This is a genomic window from Streptococcus halotolerans (assembly GCF_001598035.1).
GTDB classification, from domain to species: Bacteria; Bacillota; Bacilli; order Lactobacillales; family Streptococcaceae; genus Streptococcus; species Streptococcus halotolerans.
Map to the genome: position 1 here is coordinate 1,056,670 of NZ_CP014835.1, position 14,554 is coordinate 1,071,223.

The window sequence follows — 14,554 nt, forward strand, 5'->3', positions numbered from 1 at the left end:
TTTGTTATAGAAATGTAAACAAGTAAAATCAGTTTTCAACCATTATTGCACCGCGGTTTCAGCTTCTTGTTCTGGAGCCTCTTCAACTTCTCGATTCTCAGATGGTGTTGGAGGATTTTCTTCAGCATTAGCATTCTCTGTTGGTGTCTCACTTGACGCTTGACTCGGCGCTTCTTCAGAGGTATCTGCCGTTTCATTTGTAACATAAATGCCAACTTCCATGTCAATAACACTTGGCACTTCTAGTTTAGTGCTTATTTGAGAATAGTAGGGCATGCGTTCTTTAATCTTAGAAAGTGGCACAATAACTGTATTGCCATCGTACATCGTTAACTTTACCAAATCATCTGTTGATTTGGAAGCTTCCTTTGAAACGGATTGAATATTTCGCCGAATTCTTTTAGACAAAGTATTTCTCGCCTCGATGAATTCTTTAACCTCTTTTTGAGTATCTAGATTAACATTCAAATACGTCGCTGGTAATTTTTGAACGTTTTCTTTGACTACTATACCACTTGATAAAATGGGGTAATAGGAATCCTTTTCCTGACGATATGCTATAATCCGATCTTCTGTGACCTTAATGTTAAAATGATTTGGCAATTCAAAGGTCATCTTAGCCCTCTTAACCCAAGGGTCTTTTTTTACAATCGCTTTTTCGATCTGGTGCCGGTTTACAAAGACACTGGTTAAATAATCATCTTTTCGAATACCAGAGGCTTTCATAATAGCAGCCGTATTCGTAAAGCGATGTCCAGAGACAGTGACATTTTTTGTTGTACTCAAGGGACTAATCATAAAGCTCGAGAACAATAGCACAATGATTCCTAACAAAACCACTGTGATGAAGCGATTAAGATGTGGATTTTTTTGTCTAACTTTTTTGGGTTTAGGTTCTTTTTTCTTCTTTTCTTTTCGTTTCTTGCGTTTTTTAGATTTGGGTTCTTGCTCTTTTTCCTCTGATTTATCCCCTAAAAATTGAGAACGCCTAAGCTCTTGGAGGCGCTTTTCAGCTTCTTCCTGCTCAGCTTTATCTTGCTCTTTTTTCTTTAAAAATTCTTGATTGCGTTTTTGCCACTCGGTTAAAACCGGCTCTTTTGTTTCAGAATCTTTAGTTGTTTCCTTATCTTTTGTCATCTTTTTATCCCTTTGCCTTCTTGATAGATTCTGTCAATTCATGATAGAAGGCTTGTTGAGATGTCAACTCTTGACTATTTTTCATAGCTTCTTCAAAGTTAGAAGCATGCTCCAGTAACTCTTGGATTTTCTGGTTTAAACTCTCCAAACTCAATTCTTCTTCTGCGAGCTGAAGGGCGTAACCTCTCTTTTGAAAATAAGCAGCATTTTCTAATTGATCGCCACGACTGGCTTCTTTTCCAAGTGGAATAATTAAATGCAATTTCTGAAGAGCTACTAGTTCAAATATCGTATTTGAGCCTCCTCGAGTAACGACTAAATCAGCTAAATTCATCAGTGGTTGGTATAAATCTGTAACGTAATCGACACGGTATACATTTTTGTCTAAGCTATTTAAGTCAGAATCTCCAGAGATATTGATGATATTGTAGTGTGTTGTTAATTCAGCTAAGTGCTCAGTGATAAAATCATTAAATACTTTGGCACCAGCTGATCCGCCAACAAAAAGAAGCGTCTTTTTAGAATCATCAAACTGCTCCTTGATATCTTCAACCATCTGATCATATTGAACCGAATAAGGTTCAACCTTAGTGATGGCACCAATATGTTCTGCTTTTGTTAAAGCAGCATCCTGTTCAAAAGTGGTATACATTTTTGTCGCAAACTTGTAAGCAATTTTATTTGCTAGCCCCATTGATAAATCAGATTCATGAATAAAAACAGGAACCCCTAGCAATTTAGCAGCAATAACTGGTGGCACAGAGACAAACCCACCTTTGGAAAAGAGGGCTTCTGGCCTTATTTTGACAATAGTAACGAGAGATTGTAGGACACCAAAGCCAACTTTAAAAACATCCCATAAGTTTTGCCAGGAGAAATAGCGTCTTAATTTTCCAGTTGCAATAGCATGAAATGTTACTTCCTCATCCAAACGTTGGATTTCCTCGTATTCAATCCCATGTTTGTCTCCAAGATAATGAATTTCCCATCCATCTTGGATTAATTTAGGAATCAACAATAAATTAAGCGTGACATGCCCCACTGTACCGCCACCTGTTAAAACAATTTTGTGTTTACTCATAAGTAGCCCCTTTCAAGGAGTCAACTGTTAACAAAAATTCATCTCCACGAACTTCAAAATTCTTATACATATCCCAGCTAGCATTAGCAGGGCTTAGCAATACAGTGTCACCAGCCTCAGCCAACTCGTAAGCTTTTCTTGTCGCATCGGCAACGTCTTTAGCATATTCTACCGGAACATTGGCTGCTTTTGCTATTTCAGCTAGCTTATCTGCTGTTTCGCCAAGAACAACCATTGCTTTTAGATTAGTGATATGAGACGAAAGTTCCTCAAAACCATTCCCACGATCTAAACCACCTGCTATCAAAATCAAATCTTTATTATCAAAACCTGACAAGGCCTTTTGCGTTGCCAAAATGTTAGTCGATTTGGAATCATTGAAGAAAGAAACCCCTCTAACTGAGCCGGCATCTTGCAAGCGGTGTTTCACACCCCCAAAAGTTGAAAGGGTTTCTTGGATAACGTGATTTGAAATATCTGACAACTTTGCAACTGCAATTGTGGCTAGAGCATTTTCAATATTATGTTCTCCTGGTACACCAAGGTCTTTAGCTGCCATGACCAGCTCGCCTTGATAAAATAACTGACCTTCTTTGAGATAAGCCCCATCAACCTCTTCAATTGTTGAAAAAGGGATGACAGTAGCCTTTGTTTGTTTCGCTAACTGATCTGTAATGCTTTGGTTGGCATTAAGAACAATATAATCAGAAGCCGTCATATGATTTTGGATATTCCATTTAGCAGCCACATAGTCTTCAAAAGTACCATGGTAATCCAAATGCGTTGGTTCAAGATTAGTAATGACAGCGATATGCGGTTTAAAAGAATTTACCCCCATCAACTGAAAAGAAGATAATTCCATAATCAAGGTATCATTGGCACTGGCCTCCACTACCACTTCTGATGCTGGAAAACCGATATTACCAGCTAAAAGACCTGATTGACCAGCATGGTTAAACACCTCAGCAATCATGGTTGTTGTAGTTGTCTTACCATTTGAACCAGTTATCCCAACGATGGGAGCATCAGAAACAAGGCTAGCTAACTCTATCTCTGTCCAAATTGGGATTTGTTTCTCACTGGCCTTAACAACCATTGGATTAGTGTAGGGGATTCCAGGATTTTTAACCATCAAGGCGAAGTCTTCATCCAGTAGTTCCAAAGGATGACTTCCGCAAACAACCTTGATTCCCTCTTCTAGTAAGGCTTGTGCAGAAGGGTTTTCATCAAATGGTTTTCCATCGTTAACAGTCACAATGGCACCTAATTTTGCTAAAAGTCTAGCTGCTGCTTGGCCAGACCTAGCTAGACCTAAAACGAGAACTTTTTTATTTTCAAAATTTGAGATAGTTTTCATATTATTATAAAACCTGTCAGTCTGTTGATAGTTACTGCATTTATCACAACTGTCTATTTCCTTTTTTCATTCAATACTATTGTCTTATTTTACCCTTTATCAAGGCATTTTTCAAGAAGACTAGTTTTCTCGGATCGCTCAGCAAAAAAGAAACACCCAACATAGGTTAGGCGCTTTCTCTTATTTTTCTTTTTTGAAAGGTAGGCGAATCTGAAATGGTCTAGAAGACAAGCGGACCACATCTCTAATCGCTAAAAAACCAAAAACAAGCATGATGGCTATGATGTAAACTTCACCTGGAGACCTAATAAGCTTCATGAAGCTCATGCCTGCTAAGATAAGTAACAGAGCCATCACAATCATAAACCCAATAGAATTAATGGTGCTGCGAATAGTTTTGGGAGCCATGAAGAAATAGTAAAGAACTATGGCAAGTAATACTAATAAATAAAACATGTTCCTCCTTACTATCTTACCTTTCAATCACTGATTCTTATTCAGCTGACTTTTTCTTTTTGTTAGCTTTGTCACGCGCAGCCTTGTTCAAAATTTGTTTACGCAAACGAATCGATTCTGGCGTAACTTCCATGTACTCATCGTAATCCAAGAACTCGATAGATTCTTCAAGAGTCAAAATACGTGGTGTTTTGATAACAGACGTTTGATCTTTTGTTGCCGAACGGACATTGGTCATTTGTTTAGCAGTTGTGATGTTAACGCCAAGATCATTTTCGCGAGCATTTTCCCCGATGATCATTCCTTCGTAGACTTCAGTTCCTGGATTGACAAAGATAGTACCGCGTTCTTCAATACGCATGATTGAGTAAGTCGTTGCTTTACCAGCGTCAATGGAAACAAGAGCACCACGGTGGCGTCCACCGATTTCGCCTGGAATCAATGGTAGGTATTGGTCAAAGGTATGATTCATGATACCGTAACCACGTGTCATTGAAAGGAATTCTGTTGAAAATCCAATCAAACCACGAGCGGGAATTAAGAAAATCAGACGCGTTTGTCCATTACCAACCATCGTCATATCAAGCATATCACCTTTACGTTCTGACAAAGCTTGGATGATGGCACCTTGGTATTCTTCTGGTGTGTCAATTTGAACACGTTCAAATGGTTCGCATTGAACACCATCAATTTCTTTGATAATAACTTCAGGTTTTGATACTTGGAGTTCGTAACCTTCACGACGCATGGTTTCGATAAGAATAGACAAATGCAATTCACCACGACCTGATACGATCCATTTATCTGGTGAGTCAGTTGCTTCAACACGAAGCGACACGTCTGTCTGAAGTTCAGCCAATAAACGTTCTTCCACTTTACGCGATGTCACATGTTTACCTTCGCGGCCGGCAAACGGTGAATTATTAGCCAAGAAAGTCATTTGAAGGGTCGGCTCATCAATTCGAAGGATTGGAAGGGGCTCAATGGCATCTTGCGGTGTGACTGTTTCACCGACGAAGATATCTTCCATACCTGAAACAGCAATCAAATCACCTGCTTTAGCTTCTTGAATTTCACGGCGTTCGAGACCGAAAAATCCAAATAGTTTCGTAACACGGAAGTTTTTAGTTGAACCATCAAGTTTTGAGAGGGTAACTTGGTCACCAACTCTTACAGTCCCACGAAAGACACGCCCAATACCGATACGACCGACAAAATCGTTGTAATCAAGAAGAGATACTTGGAATTGAAGTGGCTCATCTGAGTTATCAACCGGAGCTGGAATATGTTCGATAATCGTATCAAAGATTGGCGCCATTGAAGCTTCTTGATCAGCAGGATTATCAGACATCGACGAGGTTCCATTAATAGCTGAAGCGTAAACCACTGGGAAGTCCAATTGATCATCATCTGCACCTAGTTCAATGAACAGTTCAAGAACTTCATCAACAACTTCTGCTGGTCGAGCCGATGGTTTGTCGATTTTATTAACAACAACGATTGGAATGAGGTCTTGCTCAAGAGCTTTTTTCAACACAAATCGTGTCTGAGGCATAGTACCTTCGTAAGCATCGACAACTAGAACGACTCCGTCAACCATTTTCATGATACGTTCCACTTCGCCGCCAAAGTCCGCGTGTCCAGGAGTATCCATAATATTAATACGCGTCTCTTTGTAAGCAACCGCTGTATTTTTAGCTAAAATGGTAATCCCACGTTCCTTCTCAATATCATTGGAATCCATTGCACGCTCTTCAAGCTCTTTACGAGCATCTAGTGTGTGTGATTGCTTCAAAAGCTCATCAACAAGGGTGGTTTTACCATGGTCAACGTGGGCTATAATGGCAACGTTGCGGATATCTGTTCTTAAATTTGTCATGTTTTCCTCTATAATGTGTTTTATTAACTGTACAAGTATATCACAAAAATGTTTAAAAAGCTGAATCAAGTCAAGTGTAAATGTTTTCACTTCTATTTATGATAATGTCCTCGAAAAAACTCCATAAGTTACATGACCTTACAGAGTTTTGAGTTTTCATTTACAAAATATGTTCAAAAGCATTACGAACATCTGTCGGCCAAACGCTTGATTGAACTTCACCGATATGTTGTTTACGAAGTAAAAACATTACCAAGCGAGACTGACCGATACCCCCTCCAATAGTCAATGGGAAATCACCATTGAGTAGTGATTGGTGCCAATCGTATTGCAGACGTTCTTCATCACCTGTAATGGCCACTTGTTTTTGAAGGGCTTCTTGGTCAACACGAATGCCCATAGAAGACAATTCAAAAGCTGCTCCGAGTTGATCATTCCAGACCAGAATGTCCCCATTTAAACCTTTGTAATTTCCTTCAGACGCTGATGTCCAGTCATCGTAGTCTGGCGCACGCCCATCATGAGGTTGACCATCACTGAGTTCTCCGCCAATCCCAATCAAAAAGACAGCACGGTGTTTCTTAGTAATAGCATTTTCACGTTCTTTTGGAGTCATAAAAGGATACTCTTTGACCAAGTCTTCAGAGTGGACAAAAGTGATCTTTTTAGGAAGAATGGACTCAATGTCATAACGGGCTTCGACAGCCAACTCTGTCAATCGAATAGCCTTATAAATCTGCTCAACGGTTTCTTTCAAATAAGCTAAATTCCGCTGTCCACTGGGAATAACCTTTTCCCAATCCCATTGATCCACAAACACAGAATGGGTAGGGTCAAGGGAATCTTCGTCTGGTCGAAGAGCCTTCATATGGACAAAAAGCCCCTCACCTTCACCAAAGTTAAAGCGAGCCAGTGTGTGACGTTTCCATTTAGCAAGAGAATGGACAACTTCATACTCATCGTCAGGAATCAATTTCACGTTAACACGAACCGCATTTTCAATACCGGATAAATTATCCTGCATGCCGTCTCCCACACGGCTTAAAATCGGACCTTGTACTTCAACAACATCAAGTTTATCCTTCAGATACTGCGTAAATGTATTTTTGACAAAAGAAATCTCTTCTTGTTGATGAATGAAACTTTTCTGCATACCATTCTCCTTACTTTTTTGATAATGAGAGTATTGTACTACTTTTCACGAAAAATATCATCAGAATTTTGACATTTAACAAAAAAAGAGCTAATCATGCAGCTCTTTTTCCGAAAATACTTTATTATTTTACCTTACCATCCCAGCCATCAAAGCCATTTTCCAATACATAAACTCGCTCGAACCCTGCTTTTTTAAGTATATTGGCTACTCTAGGAATCAAAGCACCACGGTTGTCGTCATAGATGAGAACCGGTTTTTCTTTAGTCAAGGCTCCAAGTGATGCTTCAAATTGTTGAAAAGGAAAGTTACGTGCTCCCAGAATGTGTTTTTGATGGAAGCGACTAGGTTCACGAATATCAATCAGCTGACCAACTCGCATAAGCTGCGCAAATTCTGCATTATCCACAAAAGTTGCTGCTTTTTTCAAACGGAAATAATTCCAAGCAGAATAAGCAAGAATCACTAGGCTGACGGCAATTAAAATAATCCAAAACATTATTTACACAACCTCTTCCTTAGTTCTCAGTTCTTGCTAAGCTTGCTGCTCCAATAATTCCAGCATCATTTCCCAACTCAGCCAATTTAATTTGCGTTGACTGACGGACTTGAGGGAAAGTGTACTTCTTAAAGTTAGCTTCGACACGGCTACGTAGGAATTCACCAGCTGCAGAAACACCTCCACCAATAACGATTGAATCAGGATTCAAAAGGTTGGCAATATTAGCAGCTGCTAGACCAAGATAGAAGCAGACTTTATCAACAACACTATTGGCAAAGTTATCACCTTTTTGAGCTTCTTCAAAAATATCTTTACTTGACACATTCTCACCATTATCAATAGCTGCCTTAATAGGTGAGTCACCCTCATAGCCTTCTGCTAAACGGCGAGCCACACGAACCACACCGGTAGCTGAAGCAACCGTTTCAAGGCAGCCGATAGTGCCGCAAGTACACTCAAAACCAGTATCAGGCTCAACAACCATGTGACCAATCTCACCACCAGCACCAGCGACACCATGGATAAGATTTCCATCAGCAATAACGCCACCACCGACGCCAGTTCCTAGTGTCACGAAAACCACATCTGGATGGTTAGCACCAGCACCTACCCAACGTTCCCCAAGAGCAGCAACGTTAGCATCATTATCAATGGCAAAAGCAATACCGGTTTCTTTTTCGATAATAGAACCCACTTCTTGAGTTTCCTTCCAGTTAAGGTTAAAGGCTCCTGTAACCGTTTTTTTATCACGATCAACTGCACCAGGTGATCCCATGCCAATACCCACAAAATCCTCACTCGTTAGTCCATACAGGTCCAAACGGTGCTTGATTGAAGCCACAATATCTGGGACGATGTGTTTGCCATCTTCAAGAACATTAGTTTCAATCGCCCATTTTTCTTGGACTTCTCCCGCTTCTGTCAAAATGCCAAATTTGATCGTTGTGCCACCAAGGTCAATACCTAATAATTTTTTACTCATTTTTCGCTTCCTTTTCTAGTTCTAAACGGTGCTCTCGCCTTAAAACCAACTCAGCTTGCAAATATTGGTCGCGTGCAATCAGACCATTATCATGGAGTCTAGCCAATTCTAATTTCATGAGTTCGATATCAAAAAGACGCTTGCCGACATAAACATATATCCCAAATTGTTTAAGTAATTGTTGAACATCGTAAAGAGTTTTCATAGAAAAATTTTAGCAAAATTAAGCATTTTTTTCAAGCTTTTTTGCAATCGTTTGCACTTTCGTTCGCCAAAAAATGGCTACTAATTAACTCTCCTTTAAACGAACAACGAGAAGAATGTATTCACTTCAGCCATAAGGCATGTGTTTACCTGTCTAAAATTAGTCAAACAACGCTGTCTGTTAGGGAGTGATGCCTTATCCATCGTTGTACCTTTCGACAATCAAATCAGATCTAGTTAGATCGATTTGATAAACTTTGGGTCTATTCCACATCAGTGTCGCCCAGTCTGATTGTGATTGAGTATTGCAGCCAAATGAAAGACAAACCATACACTTGCAACATGAAAAGCAAGGCCATGAACTGCCAACTCTTTCTCCCTATTCGCCTAAGTTTAATACCATCAAGAAAACGTATGCTCACACTAAAAACGAAAACGACGATCGCAAGTAACTTCAACTAAGTCACATAGGATTGCCGCCCTGCATCGTCTCATTCAGATCATGTATTACCTCATAAAGCTTTATTTTAAAATAGAAAGTAAACTGTTGATTTTGCATACTTTTTTTGAAAAAACAGCTGATACTATCCTCTCAGGGAAGCGACATTAAACTTTTTTCTAAAAAAATCCCTTGCGGCACTAGACAAACGATAGAAAAACTACCTCAGAAAAGTACGACCATTTGGTTATACCTTTCTTGAGGTAGTTTTGTTCTATTCTTATTTCACACGAGCATACAATCATCAAGAGATCAAGAAAACCATAACAAGCTTACACCTCTGAAATCGAGGAACAAGGCTCTGTCTTAAAGCGTGATGATATTATTGTCTACTTAGTAAGAAACCTCTCCTAAGAGCGCTCGCTCCTTCTTATAATCCAGTAGGACGACCAAGTTCTGCTTGTAACATCCATAATGTTTTTTGAACAGTATCCTGAGCATCTGAAAAAATGCCATTTGATGGATCGTCTCCTTCTTTGTCACTGGCATCTAAACCTTCTTGGAAGAGGTCTGAAAGATAAGAATAAACATCAGCTAACTTCTCTAAACGTTCTGCCATAGATTTATCGTAAGATCCCACTTCTTCAGTTAATTTAGAATGGTCATCAAATTCTTTCAACGTAGAGTATGGGGCACCACCAATAGTGATTAAGCGCTCGCTCATAATATCAAGAATGTCATTCAAGTCATCCATCAACTCATCCATTTTAGGATGTAAATGGAAAAAGCCAGGTCCGCGCATGTACCAGTGTGTTTGGTGAACAATTGATGCTGCTTTTGAAAGATCTGCAACGGCTTGATTAAGAACTGCTTGTGTTTTTTCGTATACCATCTAAAAGGCCTCCTTTATTAGTTCTAACTCTATTTTAGAATCATTCTAAATAAAAGTCAAGCAAATAACTGTTTTTATTTTCGAATAATAAAGTATGACTATCTTAATCTTTTTTATCGGTGCTACACTCGGTTCTTTTATTGGACTGGTCCTTGACCGTTTTCCTGAACAATCCATTATCTCGCCTTCCAGTCACTGCTTTTCTTGCCATACCCGCCTAAAGTGGTATGATCTCCTTCCTATCCTCTCTCAACTGCTAAGCAAGAGTCGCTGTCGCTATTGTCAGACAAGGCTACCTATCCATTATGCGGTTATCGAAACAAGCTACGGTCTACTGGCCTTATTGCTTTTTTGGCAAATCCTAACTGCTAGTCAAGCTATGTTATTGGCGACCAGCATCTGTTTATCTCTTTACGATCTCAAATCACATTCCTTTCCTTTCATCATCTGGTTAATGGTTTTTCTTCCTATGGCAGTCACAAACCATTGGCAGCCTGTCACAACCGTTTTTATCCTTCTAGGGATTTTGGCAGATATCCAAGATATTAAAATGGGTAGCGGTGATTTTCTCTACCTTGCTCTACTCTCTTTAACAATGTCTTTTCAAGCTATTTTATGGATTATTCAAATAGCCTCACTTTTAGGGATTTTGATATTGATGACTAAAAAAGATAGAGAACTAGCATTTGTTCCCTACCTCAGTTTGTCTTATATGATTGTGTTAGTCTTCCATTACACCAGCTTGTAATTGATACATTTTCTGGTAGGTCCCTCCAAGAGCAAGGAGTTCTTCGTGACGACCACTTTCAATGATACGACCTTTGTCTAAAACATAGATGCAATCTGCATCTTGGATAGTTGATAAACGGTGAGCGATAGCAATGGTTGTTCGACCTTGTCGCATCTTCTCAAGAGAATGTTGCACTAAAATTTCAGTTTCAGAGTCAATATTGGCAGTGGCCTCATCTAAGATTAGCACTTTAGGTTGGGCGGCAACTGTTCTTGCAAATGCCAGAAGTTGGCGTTGACCTGTTGAAAAGCCAGAGCCGCGTTCAGCAACGGCGTGGTCGTATTGGTCTGGTAGTTTTTGAATAAAGTGGTCCGCATCTACAAACTCTGCCGCCGCTTTGATTTCTTCGTCTGTTAGATCCTTATACATAGCAATATTGGATTTAATATCCCCATGGTATAAGAAAGGATCCTGTAAAACGAGACCAACATTATTTCTTAACTCATGAGCGGGGTAATTACGAATGTCAATGCCATCAACTAACACTTGACCGGATTGAAACTCATAAAAACGCATGAAAACGTTAATAATTGACGATTTGCCAGAACCAGTCGGACCAACAAAGGCAATGGTTTCCCCCTTGTTCACTTTAAAGGAAATATCCTTGAGAATCTGATGTTTCCCATCGTATGAGAAAGAAACATTCTTAAATTCAATATTTCCGTCAATCATCTGAATATCCTGTGCATTCTGCTTAGGTTCATAGCCATTCTCATCAATGAGTTCGAAAACACGACTAGCAGATACCATGGAAGTCTGTAGGACCGAGAAATTTTGTGTCACTTCGATCAGCGGATCAAAGAGACGATTGATATATTGTATAAAGGCATACATCATACCTGCTGTAATACCAAGTTCATTCCCTCGGTAGCCGAAGTAAGCCATCAAAACAGCGTAGGCCAAAAGTTTTAAAAGACTCATCGCTGGGCGCAAGAAGAGACTATCTAGCGACATTGACCGCCTTGAATACTCAAAATGCTGGTCGTTGATAGCATCGAATTCTTCTTGCAAGCGCACTTCTTGACCAAAAGCCTGGATGATGCGGATCCCTTCGATGCTTTCAGATAACTTGGAATTAATGTCGCTCAAAAAGGCACGTGTTTTAGCAATAATGACCACCGAACGCTTGCGGTAAAGATTTACCAAAATAAAGATAAGAGGTAAAAAGAGAACAACAAATCCTGTTAAACGCACATCCAGCGTTAGCATGGTGTAAAGCGTTACTGTAAAAATGAAAATGGCAGAAATAAAGCTAGATAGGATTCCTGAGAACATCTCGCTGACAGCTTCAGTATCATTGGTGATACGAGACACAATAGTACCTGCTGGTGTCTGATCAAAATAAGACATGCCTAATCTTTCCATGTTAGAAAAAGCATCGCGACGAATATCGCGTACAATACTATATGATACCCGCGCAAAGAAATAGTTCCCCAAATACTGAATAAGCGTCTGCAAAAGATACATACCATAATAACCAACCAAAACCATAACAGCAACACCTGTTACATTGGAAAGGTACTGGTCAATAAAATGCGAGGCAACTAAAGGGATCAAGCTCTTAACCACTGACGTTAGTAATAGTAAGACTAGGGCTAAGATTGTCCATAATTTATAAGGCTTCAAATAGCCGATTAATCGTTTAAAAACTTGCCATTGTTGACCTTTAGATGTCATACCCCACCTCCTCTTCTACTGCTTCAGCTAATTGCTGGGATTCATAAGTTCTTGCATACCAACCCTTTTGTGCCAAGAGTTCTTCATGGTTTCCTCGCTCAATGATATGCCCATCTTGCATTACCAAGATAAGATCTGCATGTACGACTGCTGAGAGACGATGCGCAGAAATAATAGTTGTCTTATCCTGACGACTGGCTTTCAGATTTTCGATAATGCTGTGTTCTGTTCGAGCATCCACTGCTGATAGCGAATCATCTAAAATCAAAATCTCAGGATCCAAAATCATCGCACGACTCATGGCAATACGCTGTCTTTGACCGCCTGAAAGCGATACCCCTTTTTCTCCAATTAGAGTATCAAAGCCTTCTGGCATGGCCTTAATATCGTCGTAAACATGTGATAGTTGTGTGGCACGCTCTACTCTATCAATGCCTAATTTGATATCCCCAAAGCGGACATTATTGATAATACTTGTTGCAAATAACATTTGATCTTGGGGAACGTACCCTGTCAATCGACGCAGATCAGCTAAGTGATAATCCTTGATATTATTTCCATCCAAGATAATCCGACCTTCTGTCACGTCATGCTCTCGCAGAAGTAACTTGATGAGGGTTGTTTTACCTGAGCCCGTCTGACCAACTAAGCCTAAGGTTTGGCCTTTTTTCAAAGTGAAATGAATATCTTCTAAGGTTGTATAAGAAGCATCGTCATAATCAAAATGATTGATATCAAAGGTAATATCCCCGTTCTGGATACTAGGCAGAGGATTTTCTGGGTTTTGAACATCTGATTGTTGATTCAAGAGATGTTCGATACGATCGTAAGACACTGTCCCACGTTGTACCATATTAAACAAAAAACCAATCGCCATCAAAGGCCATACCAACATATCAAGGTAAGTAATAAAGGTCACCAAATTACCAACCGTAACCTGTCCTTTCGATACCATAACAGAACCCATGACCAAAGTAAGGGTGTAGGAGGCTCCAATAAACAAAAGAACTAGTGGATCAAAGAGAACATCGTATTTTTTAGTGTACATGTTCTTTTTAAAAGTCATTTCATTAGTCTCTTGGAATGACGCTAACTCTTCAGCTTGATAACCAAAAGACTTGGTTACTTTGATTCCTGAAACACTTTCTTGAACCTTGTTATTGAGTTCTGAGAAAGCTGCTTGGGATTGCCCAAAAGCTTTATGCGTTTTTCGGCCAAGTCGACTAGTGGCATAAGCCATGAATGGTAGGGGGATGATCGCCACTATGGTCATTTGCCATGAAATACTTAAAAACATGGTGAGAAGAGTCACTGCTGCTGTAACAGAGGCGTCAACAGCAGACATAACGCCACCACCTGCTAAACGTGTCAAAGCATTGATATCATTGGTCGCATGAGCCATCAAGTCACCTGTCCGGTATTTTTGGTAAAAAGAAGGTGACATGCGTGTGAAATGCTCAAAAAGACGTGATCGCATAATTTGTCCTAGTCGGTAGGAAGTCCCTAAAATGTACATGCGCCAAACATATCGTAAAGCATACATACCCACCGCTGCTAAAACTAATAGAAAGAGATTCCACAAAAGTACCGTTTCTTCTAAGCTCTGCGTTGTAATATTATCAATGACCCTCCCCATAATCATTGGGGGAATTAAGTTGAGCACTGAAACCAACATCAAGGAAGTAATTCCAATCAGATAGGCTTTTTTCTCAAGCTTAAAAAACCATCCTAACCTAACCAAAATATTCTTTGGTCTATCTTTTTTCTCTGTATTATTCATAACTCTCCTTTTCGTCCATAGGAAAAGGGAGTGGATTGAGCTCAATAATGTCGAGCATATGTCCACTTCCCATCTTTACGTTAGATTTGATTCTATTTAAGGAATCTTTCGACAAGTACTTCACGGTTTACTCAACAACAGCAGACAAAAGTAGCACAAATCCTTTTGATAACGATCACACCTTCTCTCGAGTGTAGGGGCTTAGTGAGAAGGAAGGCTCCTTTT

General features: G+C 39.7%; 13 protein-coding genes. 1 reads left to right on the forward strand and 12 read right to left on the reverse strand.

Annotated elements, in window-relative coordinates; genetic code table 11:
* Positions 1–42: 42 nt before the first annotated feature.
* The 10 genes from A2G56_RS04565 to A2G56_RS04610 form a co-directional block, all read right to left on the reverse strand.
* A complete protein-coding gene (locus tag A2G56_RS04565) occupies positions 43–1,137 on the reverse strand; it encodes a cell division protein FtsQ/DivIB (RefSeq protein ID WP_062709690.1) in 1,095 nt (364 codons plus the stop codon).
* Positions 1,138–1,141: 4 nt separating this feature from the next.
* On the reverse strand, positions 1,142–2,218 hold the full coding sequence (locus A2G56_RS04570) for a UDP-N-acetylglucosamine--N-acetylmuramyl-(pentapeptide) pyrophosphoryl-undecaprenol N-acetylglucosamine transferase (RefSeq protein WP_062709693.1): 1,077 nt from the start codon (positions 2,216–2,218) through the stop codon (positions 1,142–1,144).
* Positions 2,211–3,575, reverse strand: a complete 1,365-nt coding sequence (gene murD, locus A2G56_RS04575) for a UDP-N-acetylmuramoyl-L-alanine--D-glutamate ligase (protein WP_062709696.1) — start codon at positions 3,573–3,575, stop codon at positions 2,211–2,213. The genes A2G56_RS04570 and murD overlap by 8 nt, the downstream gene beginning before the upstream one ends.
* Before the next feature lie 180 nt (positions 3,576–3,755).
* Complete coding sequence (locus A2G56_RS04580) at positions 3,756–4,031, reverse strand: DUF3165 family protein (protein WP_062709701.1); 276 nt, start codon at positions 4,029–4,031, stop codon at positions 3,756–3,758.
* A gap of 37 nt (positions 4,032–4,068) precedes the next feature.
* Positions 4,069–5,910 carry a translational GTPase TypA gene (gene typA, locus A2G56_RS04585; protein WP_062709706.1) on the reverse strand — a complete coding sequence of 614 codons (1,842 nt, stop codon included), beginning with the start codon at positions 5,908–5,910 and terminating at the stop codon, positions 4,069–4,071.
* A 160-nt stretch (positions 5,911–6,070) separates the two neighbouring features.
* Entirely contained in the window at positions 6,071–7,063 is a 993-nt protein-coding gene (gene asnA, locus A2G56_RS04590) for an aspartate--ammonia ligase (RefSeq protein WP_062709709.1), read from the reverse strand.
* A gap of 124 nt (positions 7,064–7,187) precedes the next feature.
* Positions 7,188–7,562 carry a rhodanese-like domain-containing protein gene (locus tag A2G56_RS04595; protein ID WP_062709712.1) on the reverse strand — a complete coding sequence of 125 codons (375 nt, stop codon included), beginning with the start codon at positions 7,560–7,562 and terminating at the stop codon, positions 7,188–7,190.
* Positions 7,563–7,581: 19 nt separating this feature from the next.
* Positions 7,582–8,547 (reverse strand): ROK family glucokinase, encoded by a 966-nt coding sequence (locus A2G56_RS04600; RefSeq protein WP_062709715.1) that lies wholly within the window; start codon positions 8,545–8,547, stop codon positions 7,582–7,584.
* Complete coding sequence (locus A2G56_RS04605) at positions 8,540–8,752, reverse strand: YqgQ family protein (RefSeq protein ID WP_062709717.1); 213 nt, start codon at positions 8,750–8,752, stop codon at positions 8,540–8,542. The genes A2G56_RS04600 and A2G56_RS04605 overlap by 8 nt, the downstream gene beginning before the upstream one ends.
* A gap of 868 nt (positions 8,753–9,620) precedes the next feature.
* Positions 9,621–10,082: a Dps family protein gene (locus A2G56_RS04610; RefSeq protein WP_062709719.1), complete on the reverse strand. Its 462-nt coding sequence runs from the start codon at positions 10,080–10,082 to the stop codon at positions 9,621–9,623.
* Positions 10,083–10,176: 94 nt separating this feature from the next.
* Between A2G56_RS04610 and A2G56_RS04615 the strand changes: the two genes are divergently transcribed.
* Positions 10,177–10,830, forward strand: a complete 654-nt coding sequence (locus tag A2G56_RS04615; RefSeq protein ID WP_062709722.1) for a prepilin peptidase — start codon at positions 10,177–10,179, stop codon at positions 10,828–10,830.
* Here A2G56_RS04615 and A2G56_RS04620 read toward each other — a convergent pair.
* Both A2G56_RS04620 and A2G56_RS04625 read right to left on the reverse strand, forming a co-directional pair.
* The gene (locus A2G56_RS04620; protein WP_062709726.1) at positions 10,804–12,549 is read right to left on the reverse strand and encodes an ABC transporter ATP-binding protein; all 1,746 of its coding nucleotides are present in this window, start codon (positions 12,547–12,549) and stop codon (positions 10,804–10,806) included. The two genes, A2G56_RS04615 and A2G56_RS04620, sit on opposite strands and share 27 nt — an antisense overlap.
* Positions 12,539–14,329, reverse strand: a complete 1,791-nt coding sequence (locus A2G56_RS04625; RefSeq protein WP_062709729.1) for an ABC transporter ATP-binding protein — start codon at positions 14,327–14,329, stop codon at positions 12,539–12,541. The genes A2G56_RS04620 and A2G56_RS04625 overlap by 11 nt, the downstream gene beginning before the upstream one ends.
* Positions 14,330–14,554 lie beyond the last annotated feature (225 nt).